Raw genomic sequence first — 17,881 nt, 5'->3', positions numbered from 1 at the left:
AATATATGAAAACATTAAAGTCAATTATATTAACCTCTATCTTAACACTAACACTGGTATCCTGTGATATGGACAAGTATCCTTATGACAAGATCCCTTTAGATAGTGCTGCCAAGTCATTTGCTGATTGCCAGAAATTGCGCACAGGGATGTACCGCGACTTGCGGATCATCGGAGTTTCAGTCAATGCACTGGCATCTGAAATACAAGCGGATGGCTTTATTCCGCTCTCTTACTTTGGCAATCAACTCGGAGCCATCTACCGTTGGGAAGCAAACGCCTCAGAAAGTGCTTTTTCTACTGTATGGAGTAATTGCTACGTCACTATTGCCCAATGTAATTTACTCATTAAAAGCATAGAAAAACTTCAGGAGGAAGATATATTTGAGGTAAGTGAGCAACCAATAATAAAAAACTATCTCGGAGAAGCATATCTGATCCGTGCTATTGCTTACTCTCAGTTAGCTGAAAAATTCTGTGCAGTTTATGACCCGACTACTGCAGGAAACCAATATGGTATCCCCTTGGTAGACGAATATGCTCCAACATCCGATAACACTAAATATCCTTCACGTGCTACTTTAGCTGCAACCTATGACTTTATCAAAGAAGATATCAGGTTGGCCAAAGAAAACCTAAGTGCTAAAGGAGCGCAATCATCGGAATACCTGACAGTAGATGCCCTAAGCGCATTCGAAGCACGAATAGCCTTACTAACCAAAGACTACGACACCGCCATTGAAAGCTCCGAAAGCTTACTTAAAAGTGCACGGTATCCACTCATCAATAATGAAGCGAAACTCAAAGAGATGTGGAAAAATGATATTACTACGGAAGTAATCTGCCAACTATTCTGTTCTAAACAAGAATTGGCTCCTACTATTGGAAACTACTTCCTGGACGATATCAACGACAAACCGGTATTCCTCCCTTCTAAAGATATCATCAACTCGTTCAGAGAGAAAGATATACGCATCAACTGTTATTTTGCTTTCAAAGAGATAGCTTTCTCAACAAATCAAAAACAGAGATTAATAGTCTTCACTAAATATCCCGGAAATCCGGAAATGTATGAAGGGGTTAATAACTATGTGAATAAACCCAAAATTTTCCGTATTGCTGAACAATATCTTATCACAGCCGAGGCCTATTACCTGAGAGGAGAAGCGGGTGACGAATCAATGGCATATGATATATTATTTGAGTTAATGTCAGCTCGTGATGCCTCCATCCAATATGCACCGGTGACAGGATTGACCCTCAGAAATCTAATCCGTGCCGAACGCGAACGTGAGTTATTCGGCGAAGGATTCCGTCTTGTTGATTTAAAACGATACGGTGAAGAGTTCAGACGTCAAACACCTCAATCAGTACAACTATCCTATGAACTGGCTTTAGATATAAATGTAAAAACTGATAACATACGTTGGGTATGGCCTATCCCTAAAGCGGAGATAGATGCTAATCCTCAAATTAAGAACCAACAAAACCCAGGTTACTAATCTCAACACATAAAATGAAACTGTTATGAATTATTTCAAATTACTAACCATATTCCTCTTATCATTTACTATGATTGCTTGTAGTAGTGATGAAGATTTTAATACCAAAGAAGCTACTGTTGAATTTCAATCGGCTGAAATTGAGGTAAAAGAGCTTACCTCCATCCTTAATCTGCCCATCGTAGTAAAAGGAGAGCGTAACGGACTCATAAAAGTACACGTTATCCTGAAAGAAAACAATAGTGGCTTTGAAAGTGAAAAAGCGATCCTCATAACGGAAGACCACCTATCCATTCCGATGCGAACAGAGTCAGTAAATGTTGAAACCCTTCTTTCAATAGCCAATGAGCAGATAGTGCAGAACCGTTCTTTTTCAATAGCAATTGCAGATGTAGAAGGGGCAACTGCCGGTTCAATAAATACGTGCAAAATTAATATAGTAGAAAACAGTCCTATAGAAGGAAAATACTCGATGGAAGGAAAAAGCCAGCTTCCGACTCCAACCGGAGTAACGGGCTATGCATGTACTCTTACTTCTGTAGACAATACCTTCCAACAGATATATTTAGACTTTGGACATGGTGGAGCTGCTATCGCAGATGTAGAAGAAACAGAAAATGAAGGAGAGTATAAATTGACTATTATAGCCAGCCAACCTGTAGGAATGTATAGTGATAACAGAGTCGAACTCACTCACAAACAGATATCAGGTGGTATGTGGGTTAAAACCTCCGACCCTATAACAGGTATTTACAAAGACAAGGTAATCAGCTTCGAAGTTGGTCATGCTCTCGGTTTAGAAATTCCGGCTTTAAACAGCTGGTTAGGTCTTGTAGGCAGTTACACTGATGACAATGGAAAATCGGTTCCATTAAAGTTCATTAAACAATAAATAGATTACTCACAATTAAAAAAACATGCGCTTATGAAAAGATTATTACTTTTGTTGGCATTGCAATCAACAGCACTGGTAGCAATGGCCGAAGAGCCGGCAAAGCACCTCTTCTATGAAGACTTTGCAGCTGAAGAGAATTTCACCAATAATTGGGTGGTACTTGATAATAATAATGACAAATCAACCTGGCTGAATGACAGAGACAGTAACCCCGACGCTGATGGCGGAATAGGAATAGCAAGGTATCAGTATAACAGCAAGAATGCAGCAGATGATTATCTCACTACAAAAAATCCTGTTACCCTGAAGGCCGGAGCTAATTGTATCTCTTTTTACTATCGCACATCATCGTCAACTAATTATCCGGAAAGATTTGAAGTACTCTATGGAAAATCAAGTGACGTTTCCACAATGACGGTCATAGCGTCTTTGATAGACAAAAAATCCAAAGAATGGGTTGCCAGTATCAACGACTTTGAAGTAGCAGAAGCCGGAGACTATTACTTCTCTTTTCACGCTATATCAGAAAAGAATAAAGGAAGTATCTATATAGATAATATAGCTATTGATGAAGGTAGTTTTAATGGAGTTCCGGACATTGCTTTGGAAAATCTGATACTTCCTCCTTCCGATTGTACATTGGGAAGTAGCCCTATCAAAGTAACTGTCAAAAACTTAGGAACAGGACCTATCAACGGTTTCAGCCTATATTATGAACTGGAAGATGAAGATATCAAAGTAACACAAGAATTTACCGACATAATAGCTGTAGATGCTTCATTGGATGTTACTTTTACCACACCTGTTGATTTTTCATCTGTAGATCAAGGATACAATATAAAAGTAGTAGCTCAGTGTGCAGGGCAAACGAATTTTACCAATGATACGGTGGCTGGTCGTGTTATCAATCTGTCACCTGCCCTATTACCGTTTGAATCTAACTTCGAGAAAGCCATTGATCTGCTAAACTGGAATCCTATAACCCCTAATGGTTGGATTTATAAGTCCGGAGCTTATAAAGCAGAAGTACCTTCTTCTTTATTATCCAGATGTATTCATATGGAACCGGGTAACTATCGTCTCAGCTTCAATTACAGTGCAGGAAGCGAACTGCTTATCGGAGGTATAAAATATGACCTGTTTAACATTACATTTGGAAAGAGTGGAAGTGATATGGCTAACTGGAGCGAATTAGGGAAATTCAAAGAATTTACTAATTATACTACAGTTAAGAAAGATATAACATTTACTGTAACCGAAGAAGGTAACTACGGTATCAGCTTCAACGCAACCGAATTATCTTATCTTGAGATATTCAGCATCAGCGTAAGTAAGATTTTGGAACATGATATTAAGGTAGAATCAATCACCAGCGAAGAGAAATACCCAAGAATGATTCCTCAATTCCACATCAAAAATACAGCACAGAAGTTTGAAGTAACTGTTGCAAACTATGGACAACAGGTTGAAAACAACATCAAACTGAACGTGAAAGCTTATGATGATGTTTTAGCAACTACCACCATCCCGACCCTGGCTGTAGGAGAAACGAAGAAGGAAACCTTCAATTTCAATCTGGATAATATAGTAAGCAGTAAAGAGCAAGTACCTGCTTTCTCTGTCGAAGCTAGCATTGCTCAGGATGATGACCTTGTAAACAATACAGCTCAGCTTACAACGATTGTAACCGATTCTATTTATGCCTGGGATAACCCAACCGATTTCAAATTTGGTGTAGGTAGTGGTAGCGGTCCCGTTGCATTTGGTGCAGCATTCACTATACTGAAAGAGGACGTATTAACCTCACTCAGCCTTGGTTTCATGCTTAAAGAAGAACAAGCCAACGATAAAATCACCCTGAACGTATATAAAATAAACACTAATAATAACTCAGAGATAGGAGCAACGATGGTTACTAAATCTGTACTCAGGGGTAAAGGTGGAGAAGAAATCGTTTACAAACTCCCTGAAACAAATCTTGCTCCCGGTAAATATATGTTTGAGGTAAAACAAGAAAGTGCAGTGAACATGGGATTAGTATGTGACCAATCAAAAGATGGATTAATTGCAGCATCCAAAAATGGATTCATGAGTGAACTACCTGGTTATGGTGCTCCTTATATCCGTCCAAACTTTGGCAAGAATGCTCCTACTGGTATTAAAAATGATACTACTGTGAAAGCAGAATTATCACTTTATCCAAACCCTGCAAGCGAGCTGGTCAACATCAAGACCAATGGAAACCAGATTAAAAATATTACGATCCATAATCTACTCGGACAAACTGTACTTACTGCTACAGGTAATGAAACATCTGAACAGAGTATGAATATCAGTACACTTAGTTCAGGAACTTATCTGGTTGTAATTGCTACCGATGCAAAAACAGAAACAGTAAAACTGATTGTAAAATAGAAATATTCTATAAATAAAAAGATCAAAGCCAACTAGTCATCGAACTAGTTGGCTTTTTTATTTCTTTAAAGTTCTATGGAATATATACTTAAAAGCAGAGGGAGTTTTTTAATACCACTGTATATTACTCTGCGTCTGACTTCTTTGCTCCCACTTTAAATCCTGCAAGATACTTGCATTAGCACTGATCTTAAAGTTATAGTATTTCCAACGTCCAAAAGGAGAGAGACTTGCTGACATATTGAAACAGTGTAAGTCACGGGAAATAGTCATTGACGTCTGAGTTACTTCTTTCGCCTGAAAATCGTAACCGGTATTAAAAGACACCTGCCAGTTATTTGAAAGCTTGATATTACCGGAAGCATTAATATTGTGCGTATAAGTAAACGGATAACGCATTGAATGCACATTAATAGGCTTACTCTGATCTTCACGAATATTAAATGAATAGTTCACACTCAAAGACCATGGCATCTTGAACACCTGATAACCATCAGCGTCCGCCTGTGCCTTCTCCACTTTTTTTGTGGTTCCGGTATCATTTCCGGCATCCATATCTTCGCTGTCTTCCCCATTCTGATCCTTGTCTTTATCCTTCTGATCCTTGTCGTCTTTAGGCCCAAACCATTTCTTCCAAGTTTCATTATTGAAGGTATAATTAAATGAAGATCCCCAACCGGAGAAACGTCCGAAACGTCCGTAAGACCATTCTGTACGATCACCAGTCACAACCCTGCCCTCTTTATCAAACGTATAGGCATATGTAGCAAACGTAGAATTCAGATTGAAAGTATAGTTCTTCGTCAGTTTTAAGCGTAGACGCAAAGTAAGGTCACTCCACGGTCTCTTCTCAGCAGCCATATTATAAGAAATATAACCTCCTAATTCATCAATCAGACTTATCTTTTTAATAGAGTCATTCCGGTCCTTAAACTTCATTTCTATATTGTTCGACAAATCAAAAGTCACTGTCCCCTGTTTCTCACGTGGCGCTGTACCGAACTGCTGACTGGTATAAGGAGAAAAATACGACATGTTTCCATTGGCATCTTCATGTTCCTGCCAATACTTCCCAAAACCCGGCGCACCGCTCACACTCACCTGCGGAGTAACAACATGACGAATCTGTATCTCTTTCTTCTTCATAAAAAGAGGCTTATACATACCATAAAGTTTCGTACTCAATCCCAAAGAGAAATTATAATTGGACACGCGATTAAATCCATAAATAGTATCGGTAGCCACCCATTGACGCTTTTCCTCATCATAATAATTATCAGTCTTATGGGTATACCAGCGTTCTGTGTAATTGAATGACGGGGTCAGATTGAAATATTTGAAAAGAGTAAATGTAGCACTTACTGGTATGGTGTGCTGCATAGCATTTTTCCAATCCTTTACCAGATTTGATTTAAACAACCGATCATCTTTAGTTGTAATAGAATTTGTCAAACGACCGGTATATTGAAATGAAATCTTTTCATACCAACGCTCTGCACCTGTTGCTTTTTTCCTCTTGAACGGAAAACGGCGGGTCAATGAAATGTTAAGGTCAGGTAATGTTACCGCAATAGAAGAATCCTTCATTGTTTGCGCTATATTGGCAGTACCCGAAAGTGTCAGACCGATATCCGGAAAAGTGCGTGAGTAACTGACGCTTGATGTTTTGGTATTCTGTGTCAATAACTGCGAATTATACAAGTTACCGATATTGGTACGTTCGTAACTACTGGTTGAGAAGTTTACACTTGCCGAAAAAGTAGCATTGGGGTTTGCTTTAGGATCCTGCCGATGACTCCATACAATCTTAAAGTCTTTTGATACCGAATAGTCCGGCATATTCTTATCTCCCGTCTTCGTCACTTGATAATCGGCCATCAAAGAACCGGAAAACTTATAACGCATGTTGTAATTCGTCTCCAGCCCCAGCCTCCACGAACCTTTCGTAAAGATATCACCTGTTACTTTCAAATCCATCAAATCACTGATAGCAAAGTAATATCCTCCATCCGATAGACCAAATCCACGGGCAGAATCATCAAGAACAGTAGGCATAATAAACCCGGAAGAATAACTGCTGGAAAAGGGAAAGAAGAAAAAGGGTACAGCCAATGGTAACGGTACATCTTCCACCACCAGATAAGCGGGCCCCGTTACCACATTCTTTTTCGGACGGACTTTAGCTTTTGTTAGTTGAAGATAAAAGTGAGGATGATCATGATGATCACAGGTAGTATACCTACCATTCTGCATAAACAGCTCATCATCAGCACCTTTTTTCGCATTATTACCGGTTACATATCCTTCACCTTGCTGACTGACAACGTTATTAATATATCCTTTTTTACTCTTAAAATTGTAGCGGATAGCCTCGGTGTCATAAGAAGTATCACCGTCTTTAAAAACAGGTTTTCCGGTTTCTACTCCCAGTGAATCTTTCACACCACGAGCATACACCGTACTACTATCCATATTCATAGTGATAATTTGTGCTCCCAGCTCTACCTTCTGATAGTTCACTTTTCCATCTCCGTAAAGGTGAGCATATCCTCCTTCTTCAAAAACAATGGAATCGTTTGCCGAATAGATCACCGGAGCATCCAGCGGTTGTTTCTTAATGGGTTTAGCAACAACAGAATCTGTTCTTACCGAGTCAGTCGTCAAAGAATCTGCATTCAGAGCTGCCGGAGGGTTAAATGTCTCTACACCTCCTTCTACTCCCCTGTTTCGGCGACGTTGAGACATGGCCTCATCAGGAAGCACCAGTAAGACAAACAGTAGTATAAATGATATTAATGTATTTGCTTTCAATGGCGTCATTAACTAATAGTTTACGCTTGAAGGGGCAAAAGTACACAATCTTCATCAATTATACATCGGAATCTCTCTTTTTAATTATTTTTTAGTGCTACAAGAATAGCTCACACCAGCGATTGAAACGGCACAGTCCCTCCTCTCCATACTTCGCAATACTTTTCCGGGCACCTTCTACCGTTTTTTCTCTGTCAAGATGAGTCTTTGAGTAGAATTTATCCGCAAAACATATTACCTGTTCTTCCATACTCACAGGAAGCATTTCGCGATGAGGAATCGGAAGCTGTTGACGAATAATTTCCTTCAATGAAAGCCCGGCACCCGTATGCCTTTCACATACCAAAGCATGTAACGGAAAACCTTCTTTACGCATTAAATCCGCTCCCAGATAACCATGGCAGATGTAAGGTTCTGTTCCAAAACAATAAATAGGAGCAGCATCCGTCAGAAAAATACCAAGATCATGAAGCATGCCTGCTTCATAAAGAAATGTTTCATCAAGATTTAACTCCGGATGCCGCGCAGCTATCCACAGTGCTTTGTCGGCCACCAACTGGCTGTGTACTAATAAAATATGTTTCAATTCATTATCCTGCGGATAGTATTTATCAATTATATCAATCGGATTCATAACTTCACCTATTATAACTTGTAATAATCAATACAAATAGATATTTTTGTGCAATATTACTAAAAAATACCGAGATGCACCGAAAAATAATCTTCATTCTCACCAGCCTGTTTATCGGCATTAGCACCCTCTTTGCAGAAGGCACTCTCGTTACCGGAGCAGAACGTACCGAAGAATACCTGCCACTGTTGAAAGGGAAACGGGTAGGAATGGTAGTTAACCACACCTCCATTGTTGGTGAAGAACAAACCTACCTGCTCGATACCCTTTTACAACTAAACATTAATGTAGTGAAAGTGTTCGCCCCGGAACACGGCTTCCGTGGCAATGCTGACGCAGGTGAAACGATAAAAGACGGAAAAGACAGTCGGACAGGAACTCCCCTCATCTCACTCTATGGGAATAATAAAAAGCCTACCATGCAACAATTGCAGGATATAGATATTATTATATTCGACATACAAGATGTAGGAGCACGATTCTATACCTATATCAGTACAATGTTTTATGTAATGGAGGCTTGCGCTGAGAATGGGAAAGAGATGATTGTACTTGATCGGCCCAATCCTTGCGACTATATAGATGGCCCCATTCTTCGTCCTGCTTTCCGTAGTTTTGTAGGTATATTGCCTATCCCTATACTCCACGGTTGTACCATTGGCGAACTGGCTCTCATGATAAATGGTGAAGGGTGGATAAATAAAACCCCGGACGCTTGCCGGTTGACAGTCATTCCCATGACGGGCTGGGAACACGGCCAACCTTATTCTCTTCCCATTAAGCCCTCGCCTAATCTGCCCAATGATCAGGCTATACGGTTATACGCTTCTCTCTGTCCGTTTGAAGCAACCCGTATCAGTGTGGGGCGGGGTACAACCTTCCCATTTCAGGTGCTCGGTGCACCGGATAAAAAGTATGGTGACTTTACATTCACTCCGCATTCACTACCCGGTTTTGACAAGAATCCCATGCACAAAGACCAACTGTGTTATGGAGAAGATTTAAGAAGAGTTGCCAATATAGATGGATTCACTCTACGTTACTTCCTGCGCTTTTACTGGAAATCAAATGCCGGGAGCGCATTCTTCGACCGGGCACGCTGGTTCGATCTTCTAATGGGTACAGATACTGTACGTAAAGAGATTTTAGCAGGAAAAAGTGAAACAGAAATACGGGCAGGATGGAAGACGGAACTGCAAAAGTACAAAGAAATGCGGGAAAAGTATCTACTATATTGATTCGGAACACGAATGTTTCATCTTGTTTCAATCCTTTGAGAAAATATTCTCAACGCATTGAAACTAAATTCTCACCGTATTGAGAAATCTTTCTCAATAGGTTGAAACAAAATTCTCAACTTAATGAAACAAAGCGAAACCTTAAAGGACAGCATATACTCCCTCCCATCAAACAATTAATAAACAACAATTATAGACACATAGCAATATGGAAACAATTCAAATACAATACTATCAATCCATATGCGGGAAGTTAATACTTGGATCTTTTGAAGAGAAGCTCTGCATGTGCGATTGGATGAATGAGGAACGTAGAGCAGTAATTGACAAACGACTACAGAACACACTACATGCTAAATATGAAATAGGAAATTCTGAAATAATAACGGAAGCAATGGCGCAATTAGATGAATATTTCTCTCGAAAAAGAACTGCATTTGATATTCCATTAGCCTTTATCGGAACAGACTTTCAAAAAGCCGTATGGAATGAATTACTTAATATTCCTTACGGAACAACCATATCTTACGCAAAACTATCGCAAAGATTAAACAATCCTAAGGCCATCCGTGCAGTAGCAGCAGCCAATGGTGCAAATCCCATTTCCATATTTGTCCCTTGCCACCGTGTTATTGGCAGCAATCACAAATTAACCGGATATGGTGGTGGGCTAGCAGCCAAAAAGATATTATTAGAATTAGAAGCAGACATAAAACACCTACTGTAAGAGAATAACAAAAAACTAAGAAAGCTTGGATAACGATTTATCAATCGTCCTTAATGCCCTTTTAATGATATATTTTGTTTCTATCGTGTCGCTTTCTTTCTCCCATCGTTTACAAAGTTCTCTCACAAATTCAGGTTGTGTCTTGCTTGCATCGTTCAACCAATTCCCAACGCTGTTCTGAACATACTTGGATTTATCGGATTTTAATGGTTCTAATATAGATAATCCTAATTTAGGATTTTGTTTCAAAACCTCAATATGTTCACACCAAACACCTCGTGGCCTGGTTGCTTCACTTGCAAACCGTCTTATGTTTTCATCACTATCCATTGCCCATGTAGACAATATCGCAATGCTTTCAGATAGATTTCGTATAATACTTTTCCTCACATCAGCCCAAGCACACTCTCTAACATTAAAATGTCTGTCTGTAGCAAATGGTCTTTATTTCCTGAAGCATTTGCCCAATACCCAATTCTGTGTTTTTTCCTATAATGTAAGTTGCCCAGCATCTAACTATATCCGATTGATGCGTTGAAATAATATATAAAAGTTCGCTGTCATTATGAACCTTTATCTGTTCAAAAATCCCTGTTGCAATTATTTCATAAACTGTTTTTGGAGTTCGTTTTTCCAGCTTATCTATCTGATTCAAAATCGGTTGTACATATTTCCCCCTGCAGCATTGGCCTAACAGGTTCTCGAGCAATTTCATCCGATCTACCCCAAGATACTCCACCAAGTTGGCCGATTCTATTTCGCCATGATTCAGTTGATTCAATACATCTTCAGGAATATCTTTGATAGATCTTGCTCCTTTCCTTTTAATTTCTGCCATTCTGATTTTTTTAGATTTTCATCGGTTTGAATTAACCGATTGATGAATAAACTTTTAAATACTGTTCCAAGATACACCTAAAATTGGTAAAGTCATTTATTAAATGATAAAACGTATATCTGTTTTTCCGAATTATCCTTAAATGCTTCTTCTTCAAAACCGCCAAACTTGTGAAGAACATTAAATCCAGCACATTCCAGATATGAATCTAATTCTTGAGGAAAAAACAATCTCATATCCATATTTTGGATTGAATGAAACTCACCATTTATAAAATAATGCCATTCGATACGATTTATTTGGGTTGCGCTTTCATAATGCATTATTTGTTTTATCAATACTTCTCTTCCATCGCTAGTTGTATATTCAGCAACTACTTTTTGTTCTTTTTCGCCTTCAACAATATATTGAATATTAGGGTTAAAGCAATCAAGCAAAAATAAGCTCCCTTCTTTGAGATGATTCTCAACCCTCTTTAACGTCTTAAATAAATCTTCATTTCTATATAAATGATGGATTGAATTGAATGGGATAAAAATAAAATCAAACTTTTCCTGCAAGTTTAATGTTCTAATATCTGCTTCAATGAAATTAATCTCTAATCCTGCTTCAGAAGCTTTTACCTTTGCCTGTTCAAGCATGGATGAAGTGTAATCAACCCCACAAATATTGTATCCTTCCTTTGCAATTGGAAGCGTAAGTCTGCCTGTACCACAGCAAAGTTCAAGTATCCTAGCATCCTTATTTTTCGGCAACCACTTTTTGTAAAATTGCAAATCAGACAGGAAGGTGTTTAATCCATCATAAATATTTGCGTCATAAATCAAATCACCTACCTTATAATCAGTATTCATCTTATCTCCCATATTATAAACTATTAATTATCATTACCTTACGATTATCACCCTATTTCTTTCTCTTTTTCCACAACTGATAACTATTGATAATATTTTGCCACAAAACATAACTTCCCGGAGCAACAGAGGAAAGAGGATTCAAATATGTATGGGCCATCCAAATAGCTAAAATGGTATTCTTTTGCCCTAATGCTTGACCACCACTAATGCGATCATTATACAAACTACCGAGTGTTTTTCCAAAAAAGAATTGCAGGCAGCAAACTACCAAAGCTGCAAGAGCAATCATGATTTCAGTTATCCCATCTGCCGGATCGTTAATTAAAGAAGAGAGGGTCTGTGCAGTAACAATAGCTAGAGATACAGCCCAAAGATAGAATGCCAGTTCGTGATAATTCAACAATGTACGGTGTACGCGAGGTACAAAACGTTGTAAAAACCATGCAACTAAAAAAGGACAAATCAATAAAGGGAAAACTTTACTCAATATCAACAAAAAAGAATCAAAGAAACTAATATCGGCATGTACCTCAATCAATGGAAACAAAATCGGAACAGCAATAGCAGCACCAATATTACCGATCAATGTATAAGTAGTCAAGCTGGCAGCACTCCCCCCTAATTTAGAAGTAATTACAGCAGCAGCAGTAGCTGTAGGGCAAATAATACAAACCATTGCTCCTTCTGCTACAATCTTATTAAAACGGAAAAGAAGTAAATAAACAGCAATAGCTCCAAATATCTGAATCAAAAGTAACCATAAATGCAGAGGCTTCGGCTTTAAATCACGAGGAGACACCTTACAAAAAGTGAGTAGCAACATGGTAAAAATAAGTACCGGAGTCAAGAAAGAAAGAGTGATAAATAATGGATAACCAACGGCCCCCACCAACATGGCAATGGGCAATGTCCAATTCTTCAGGAACTTAAGCATCGCTATATCATTTATAATTTTAAAACACAAAGTAACAACGAATCATGGAAATAAACCCATGAAATATGGAAAAAAATACAAAACTTAATAGTGAATAGCAAGTTTTCAGCAAAATTCTGCTACATTTGCATCGTCATTCCATATAAAATGAGACGTCATAGATACTACATATTATATACATTCATTTGCCTTTGGCTACTTAGCTCCCCGCTTTGTATCAGTAATTCATGGGCAAAAGACTTTGTTGTCGTGATTGACCCCGGGCACGGTGGGCATGATCCTGGAGCCGTAGGTAAGATTTCTAAAGAAAAGAATATCAACTTGAACGTTGCATTAAAGCTGGGAAACATGATCAAAAAAAACTGTGATGATGTGAAAGTAATCTTTACCCGCACTAAAGATGTATTTATCCCACTGAATCGTCGTGCAGAAATAGCCAATAATGCCAAAGCCGATCTGTTTATTTCCATACATACCAACGCATTAGCCAATAACCGCACTGCCAAAGGTGCATCCACCTGGACGCTCGGTCTTGCCAAATCGGACGCTAACCTCGCTGTTGCACAACGTGAGAATTCAGTAATCCTTTACGAAAGTGATTATAAAACCCGTTATGCCGGCTTTAATCCCAACTCGGCCGAGTCGTATATCATCTTTGAATTTATGCAGGATAAATATATGGAGCAAAGTGTGCATTTGGCGTCCCTGGTACAAAAACAATTCCGCCATACCTGCAAGCGAGTAGATCGTGGAGTGCACCAAGCCGGATTTCTTGTACTAAAAGCAAGCGCAATGCCAAGTATCCTGGTAGAACTGGGATTTATTTCAACTCCTGAAGAAGAACGTTATCTCAACTCCGAAGAAGGAACCGGTACATTGGCTAAAGGAGTCTATCGTGCTTTTCTTACTTATAAGAAAGAACATGAGATTCGACTGACAGGCGTCAGCCGTACCATCATTCCTGATGATGAAGAGATGTCGGAGAACGAACTGGCAGCCACACAGCCCAAAGAAGAAAAAACAGACAGTGCACCAGTCCAAACGGAGTTGGTAGCACAAGCTAAACCACAGCAACGTCCTATCACAGTAGAAAGTGCAACAAATAGTGGAGAAATAACGTTTAAAATACAGATACTAACTTCGTCAAGTCCACTGACCAAAAACGATAAACGTTTAAAGGGATTGAAAGACGTAGATTATTATAAAGAAAAAGGATTGTATAAGTACACTTATGGAGCCTCAACCGATTATAATAAAGTATTAAGAAGTAAACGTGCTATTACAGATAAATTTAAGGATGCTTTTATTATAGCTTTCCGGGATGGAGAAAAAATGAATATTAACGCAGCAATTGCAGAGTTTAAAAAGAAACGAAATAAATAAGAGAACAGAAATGAAATACATTACAAAAGAAGTCAGAATAGGAATAGCGGGAATCATTGCCCTGTGTATACTCGTTTATGGTATCAACTATCTGAAGGGAATCAATATGTTCAAACCTTCAAGTTATTTCTATGTAAAATTCCAGAATGTAAACGGATTGGCTAAATCAAGCCCCGTTTTCGCTGACGGAGTACGCGTCGGTATTGTACGTGACATTTATTATGACTACAATCAAGCTGAAAATGTAATAGTAGAAGTAGAATTGGATACAGAGCTCCGCATCCCTAAAGGAAGTTCTGCCGAATTGGTATCCGAATTGATGGGTGGTGTAAGAATGAATATCCTTCTGGCAAATAATCCCCGGGAAAAATATGCAATAGGAGACACAATCCCAGGTAAATTGAATAATGGAATGATGGAAAGTGTAGCTGCACTCATGCCACAGATAGAACAAATGTTACCGAAATTGGATTCTATTATGATCTCCCTAAATACCATCCTGAACAACCAAAGCATTCCCGCCACGCTGCACTCTGTAGAAAAGACTGCTGCTAATCTTGAAGTAGCAAGTGGACAACTAAAGGTATTAATGGGACGCGATATTCCACAGTTGACAGGTAAACTAAATACAATCGGAGATAACTTTATTACCATCAGTGGAAACCTAAAGGAAATTGATTATGCTACTACATTCAAGGAAATTGAACAAACACTAGCCAACGTAAAAATGGTTACAGAAAAGCTTAACAGCAAAGACAACACAGTAGGATTGTTACTAAACGATCCGCAACTTTACAACAATCTGAATGCAACAACTGCTAATGCTGCAAGCCTGCTTGAGGACTTAAAAGAACACCCCAAACGATATGTACACTTCTCTTTATTTGGAAAGAAAGATAAGTAAGAAATTAGCGTTATATAGATTTTATCTAAATAACATCACATCCAATTGCAAGTCTTAAAAGCTTTGAAAAGTGCATAGATAGACTGAAAGAAATAAAATATAGGAATACTTATTTAAATATCTTTTTCCTGCGATATCACCATAACATTCTATTAGACAGAATATTATAAAAAAGCAATAGCCCCAACAGTGGGGCTATTTTATCGGAGGATCATAAGTATCTGAAAGTAAAGACATTATTCTTTCAGCGAGAAACACAAGAAAAAATAGATTTGTTTTTCTCAAATAAGATTCCCAATTTTGCAAACGTAGAAGTTTTGCTTAATTAATAAATGTATTATAGCCGTTATGAGTGAATCCAATCATGTCGGGCTGTGGAACCGCTGTCTTGAAATAATTAGAGACAATGTTCCCGAATCGACATATAAAACTTGGTTTGTTCCCATCGTACCATTAAAATATGAGGACAAAACGTTAATCGTACAAGTACCCAGCCAGTTTTTCTATGAATTTCTGGAAGATAAATTCGTGGACTTGTTACGCAAGACTTTGTATAAAGTCATAGGCGAAGGAACCAAGTTAATGTATAATGTAATGGTAGACCGGACTTCAATACCGAATAAAACGGTAAATCTTGAAGCCAGTAACCGTTCTATAGCCGTGCCACAAACAAGTGTAATTCGTGGTAGTGGCAATAAAGCACCCAACCTATTACATGCTCCTGCACCGCAAGACCTGGACCCACATTTAAACCCCAATTATAATTTTGAAAACTTCATTGAAGGATACAGTAACAAGCTATCAAGAAGCGTTGCTGAGGCCGTAGCTCAAAATCCGGCTGGTACTGCCTTCAATCCCTTGTTTTTACATGGTGCATCAGGAGTAGGAAAAACTCACCTGGCCAATGCCATCGGAACAAGAATAAAAGAACTGTATCCCGGAAAAAGAGTATTGTATGTATCAGCACATCTTTTTCAGGTACAATATACCGACTCTGTTCGTAATAATACTACAAACGATTTCATCAACTTCTACCAGACAATCGATGTACTGATTATTGACGATATTCAAGAATTTGCAGGCGTTACCAAAACGCAGAATACTTTCTTCCATATTTTTAATCATCTGCACCAAAACGGCAAGCAATTGATTCTAACTTCTGACCGTGCACCTGTATTATTACAAGGAATGGAGGAGCGCCTTCTTACTCGTTTTAAATGGGGAATGGTAGCTGAATTAGAAAAACCAACGGTAGAATTACGCAAGAATATTCTGCGTAATAAAATTCATCGTGATGGATTACAGTTCCCTCCGGAAGTTATTGAATATATTGCAGAGAATGTAAATGAAAGTGTACGCGACCTTGAAGGTATCGTTATTGCTATCATGGCACGTTCTACTATTTTCAATAAAGAAATAGACCTCGATCTGGCGCAACACATTGTACGTGGTGTTGTTCGTAATGAAGCCAAAAGCATTGGTATTGATGATATCATCAATGTGGTATGCAAACATTTCGGACTAGATACTACTGCCATTCATACTAAATCACGAAAAAGAGAAGTGGTACAAGCTCGTCAGGTAGCAATGTATCTGGCCAAAACACATACAGATTTCTCTACTTCAAAGATTGGCAAGTTTATTGGTAATAAAGATCATGCAACTGTACTCCATGCCTGTAAAACTGTAAAAGGACAGTGCGAAGTAGACAAAAGCTTCCGTTCTGACCTGGAGAATATAGAATCATTACTAAAAAAGAAAGGAAAGGAAATTAAATAAAAAAAGAGAGGCAATATCGTAATATAAGTATTGCCTCTCTTTTTTTTATTGTTTATATAAACCCTTGCTGTTTCAACACCTTCAACAGATTCTCAGACATAAACTCATTATCCTTTTTCGTATAACGGACATCTGTAAACACCTGAGCCAACGTTTCCTTCCGGTTTTCTTCTACAAATTGTTTACTTTCAGGTAACGACTCCTTGTAAGCATACAGTTTATCAATATCCTTCTCCGTATAATCATGATAATGCTCCTCATGAATAGCAGCCTCTAAAGGCAATCGATCTACTTGGGCAGGAATACCATCGGGATAACCTAGCGTCACTGTAGTTATCGGGAAAACAAGTTCCGGAAGCTTCAAGATATCAATAATCATTTGTGGATTATAAGTAGTAGTACCCAAATAGCAAATACCCAATCCTGCTTCTTCTGCCAATGTGCAGAAAGTTTGTGCTACCAGCAATGTATCCATCGCCGCGTTCATAAATGACATCAAGTTATTATACCCCGGTATTGCTTTACGTTGCTCGCACCATTTTGTGAAACGGCGAAAGTCTGCGCAAAATGTAAGTACTACCGGTGCTCCTTTCACCATTGGTTGATTAAAGTGTGCAGGAGAAAGTTTTTCTTTCATTTCGCTGTCACGTGTGATAACAACGCTATATAACTGCATTCCTCCCATAGTAGAAGCACGGAAAGAAGCTTCAAGCAAATCATTTAACAAATCAGATGAAATATCTTTTTGTAAGTACTTTCTGATTGTTCTTCTATTCTTAACGGTCTCAATCATATCTTTTTTCCTGCAAAGATATAAAAAGAATTTTTATTTTGCCATTCATGCTAAATAGATTAATTTTCTTTTTGGAAAACTTTAAGCATTGAACAAAACAACCATTTTATTGTTTATCAATAGCTTATCATTTAGAAATGGGAAACTTGCAGCCATCCAGCAATTTGTCTC

The 17,881-nt window shown here is 38.4% G+C and carries 15 protein-coding genes; 8 read left to right on the top strand and 7 right to left on the bottom strand.

Annotated features, from left to right (window positions below; all coding sequences use genetic code 11):
• Positions 1 to 5: 5 nt before the first annotated feature.
• Genes VCM39_RS04590 through VCM39_RS04580 form a run of 3 tightly spaced genes read left to right on the top strand, consistent with a single transcriptional unit; the run spans position 6 to position 4,812 of the window.
• On the top strand, positions 6 to 1,502 hold the full coding sequence (locus tag VCM39_RS04590) for a RagB/SusD family nutrient uptake outer membrane protein (protein ID WP_322933151.1): 1,497 nt from the start codon (positions 6 to 8) through the stop codon (positions 1,500 to 1,502).
• 25 nt (positions 1,503 to 1,527) lie between these two features.
• Positions 1,528 to 2,394: a hypothetical protein gene (locus VCM39_RS04585; RefSeq protein ID WP_221649535.1), complete on the top strand. Its 867-nt coding sequence runs from the start codon at positions 1,528 to 1,530 to the stop codon at positions 2,392 to 2,394.
• A 33-nt stretch (positions 2,395 to 2,427) separates the two neighbouring features.
• On the top strand, positions 2,428 to 4,812 hold the full coding sequence (locus VCM39_RS04580; RefSeq protein WP_322933152.1) for a T9SS-dependent choice-of-anchor J family protein: 2,385 nt from the start codon (positions 2,428 to 2,430) through the stop codon (positions 4,810 to 4,812).
• 108 nt (positions 4,813 to 4,920) lie between these two features.
• Here the strand turns inward: VCM39_RS04580 and VCM39_RS04575 are convergent, their stop codons facing one another.
• Together VCM39_RS04575 and VCM39_RS04570 are read right to left on the bottom strand one after the other, a co-directional pair.
• Positions 4,921 to 7,632: a putative LPS assembly protein LptD gene (locus VCM39_RS04575; protein ID WP_289294086.1), complete on the bottom strand. Its 2,712-nt coding sequence runs from the start codon at positions 7,630 to 7,632 to the stop codon at positions 4,921 to 4,923.
• 88 nt (positions 7,633 to 7,720) lie between these two features.
• A complete protein-coding gene (locus VCM39_RS04570) occupies positions 7,721 to 8,257 on the bottom strand; it encodes an HD domain-containing protein (RefSeq protein WP_322933153.1) in 537 nt (178 codons plus the stop codon).
• Between the two features lie 74 nt (positions 8,258 to 8,331).
• On the opposite strand from VCM39_RS04570, the gene VCM39_RS04565 reads away from it, so the two are divergent.
• Both VCM39_RS04565 and VCM39_RS04560 read left to right on the top strand, forming a co-directional pair.
• Complete coding sequence (locus tag VCM39_RS04565) at positions 8,332 to 9,495, top strand: DUF1343 domain-containing protein (RefSeq protein WP_322933154.1); 1,164 nt, start codon at positions 8,332 to 8,334, stop codon at positions 9,493 to 9,495.
• Between the two features lie 208 nt (positions 9,496 to 9,703).
• On the top strand, positions 9,704 to 10,222 hold the full coding sequence (locus tag VCM39_RS04560; RefSeq protein ID WP_322933155.1) for a methylated-DNA--[protein]-cysteine S-methyltransferase: 519 nt from the start codon (positions 9,704 to 9,706) through the stop codon (positions 10,220 to 10,222).
• A 15-nt stretch (positions 10,223 to 10,237) separates the two neighbouring features.
• Here VCM39_RS04560 and VCM39_RS04555 read toward each other — a convergent pair whose 3' ends face one another.
• From VCM39_RS04555 to VCM39_RS04540, 4 genes are all read right to left on the bottom strand, one after another.
• Positions 10,238 to 10,552 carry a DNA alkylation repair protein gene (locus tag VCM39_RS04555; RefSeq protein WP_323673996.1) on the bottom strand — a complete coding sequence of 105 codons (315 nt, stop codon included), beginning with the start codon at positions 10,550 to 10,552 and terminating at the stop codon, positions 10,238 to 10,240.
• An 85-nt stretch (positions 10,553 to 10,637) separates the two neighbouring features.
• Entirely contained in the window at positions 10,638 to 11,060 is a 423-nt protein-coding gene (locus VCM39_RS04550) for a hypothetical protein (protein WP_322933156.1), read from the bottom strand.
• A gap of 92 nt (positions 11,061 to 11,152) precedes the next feature.
• Positions 11,153 to 11,914, bottom strand: coding sequence for a class I SAM-dependent methyltransferase (locus VCM39_RS04545; protein ID WP_289294102.1), 762 nt, complete (start codon positions 11,912 to 11,914; stop codon positions 11,153 to 11,155).
• A gap of 52 nt (positions 11,915 to 11,966) precedes the next feature.
• Complete coding sequence (locus tag VCM39_RS04540) at positions 11,967 to 12,851, bottom strand: transporter (protein ID WP_289294080.1); 885 nt, start codon at positions 12,849 to 12,851, stop codon at positions 11,967 to 11,969.
• 147 nt (positions 12,852 to 12,998) lie between these two features.
• Here VCM39_RS04540 and VCM39_RS04535 point away from each other — a divergent pair, with 147 nt between their 5' ends.
• From VCM39_RS04535 to dnaA, 3 genes are all read left to right on the top strand, one after another.
• Complete coding sequence (locus tag VCM39_RS04535) at positions 12,999 to 14,234, top strand: N-acetylmuramoyl-L-alanine amidase (RefSeq protein ID WP_322933158.1); 1,236 nt, start codon at positions 12,999 to 13,001, stop codon at positions 14,232 to 14,234.
• A gap of 10 nt (positions 14,235 to 14,244) precedes the next feature.
• Entirely contained in the window at positions 14,245 to 15,138 is an 894-nt protein-coding gene (locus tag VCM39_RS04530; protein WP_221649525.1) for an MlaD family protein, read from the top strand.
• A 348-nt stretch (positions 15,139 to 15,486) separates the two neighbouring features.
• Positions 15,487 to 16,917 carry a chromosomal replication initiator protein DnaA gene (gene dnaA, locus VCM39_RS04525; RefSeq protein WP_322933159.1) on the top strand — a complete coding sequence of 477 codons (1,431 nt, stop codon included), beginning with the start codon at positions 15,487 to 15,489 and terminating at the stop codon, positions 16,915 to 16,917.
• A gap of 52 nt (positions 16,918 to 16,969) precedes the next feature.
• Here dnaA and VCM39_RS04520 read toward each other — a convergent pair whose 3' ends face one another.
• Positions 16,970 to 17,710: an NADPH-dependent oxidoreductase gene (locus VCM39_RS04520; protein WP_322933160.1), complete on the bottom strand. Its 741-nt coding sequence runs from the start codon at positions 17,708 to 17,710 to the stop codon at positions 16,970 to 16,972.
• Between the last annotated feature and the right edge of the window lie 171 nt (positions 17,711 to 17,881).

Origin of the sequence: Bacteroides mucinivorans, from assembly GCF_034654355.2 — a bacterium.
GTDB classification, from domain to species: Bacteria; Bacteroidota; Bacteroidia; order Bacteroidales; family Bacteroidaceae; genus Bacteroides; species Bacteroides nordii.
The sequence above is the reverse complement of the archived record's forward strand: the minus strand, read 5'-3'. Positions and strand labels throughout refer to the sequence as shown.

Excerpts from the sequence above, each read along its gene's own strand:
- VCM39_RS04590 (WP_322933151.1), top strand. The coding sequence starts at position 6 with ATGAAAACATTAAAGTCAATTATATTAACCTCTATCTTAACACTAACA.
- VCM39_RS04585 (WP_221649535.1), top strand. The coding sequence starts at position 1,528 with ATGAATTATTTCAAATTACTAACCATATTCCTCTTATCATTTACTATG.
- VCM39_RS04580 (WP_322933152.1), top strand. The coding sequence starts at position 2,428 with ATGAAAAGATTATTACTTTTGTTGGCATTGCAATCAACAGCACTGGTA.
- VCM39_RS04575 (WP_289294086.1), bottom strand. The coding sequence starts at position 7,632 with ATGACGCCATTGAAAGCAAATACATTAATATCATTTATACTACTGTTT.
- VCM39_RS04570 (WP_322933153.1), bottom strand. The coding sequence starts at position 8,257 with ATGAATCCGATTGATATAATTGATAAATACTATCCGCAGGATAATGAA.
- VCM39_RS04565 (WP_322933154.1), top strand. The coding sequence starts at position 8,332 with ATGCACCGAAAAATAATCTTCATTCTCACCAGCCTGTTTATCGGCATT.
- VCM39_RS04560 (WP_322933155.1), top strand. The coding sequence starts at position 9,704 with ATGGAAACAATTCAAATACAATACTATCAATCCATATGCGGGAAGTTA.
- VCM39_RS04555 (WP_323673996.1), bottom strand. The coding sequence starts at position 10,552 with ATGGATAGTGATGAAAACATAAGACGGTTTGCAAGTGAAGCAACCAGG.
- VCM39_RS04550 (WP_322933156.1), bottom strand. The coding sequence starts at position 11,060 with ATGGCAGAAATTAAAAGGAAAGGAGCAAGATCTATCAAAGATATTCCT.
- VCM39_RS04545 (WP_289294102.1), bottom strand. The coding sequence starts at position 11,914 with ATGAATACTGATTATAAGGTAGGTGATTTGATTTATGACGCAAATATT.
- VCM39_RS04540 (WP_289294080.1), bottom strand. The coding sequence starts at position 12,851 with ATGCTTAAGTTCCTGAAGAATTGGACATTGCCCATTGCCATGTTGGTG.
- VCM39_RS04535 (WP_322933158.1), top strand. The coding sequence starts at position 12,999 with ATGAGACGTCATAGATACTACATATTATATACATTCATTTGCCTTTGG.
- VCM39_RS04530 (WP_221649525.1), top strand. The coding sequence starts at position 14,245 with ATGAAATACATTACAAAAGAAGTCAGAATAGGAATAGCGGGAATCATT.
- dnaA (WP_322933159.1), top strand. The coding sequence starts at position 15,487 with ATGAGTGAATCCAATCATGTCGGGCTGTGGAACCGCTGTCTTGAAATA.
- VCM39_RS04520 (WP_322933160.1), bottom strand. The coding sequence starts at position 17,710 with ATGATTGAGACCGTTAAGAATAGAAGAACAATCAGAAAGTACTTACAA.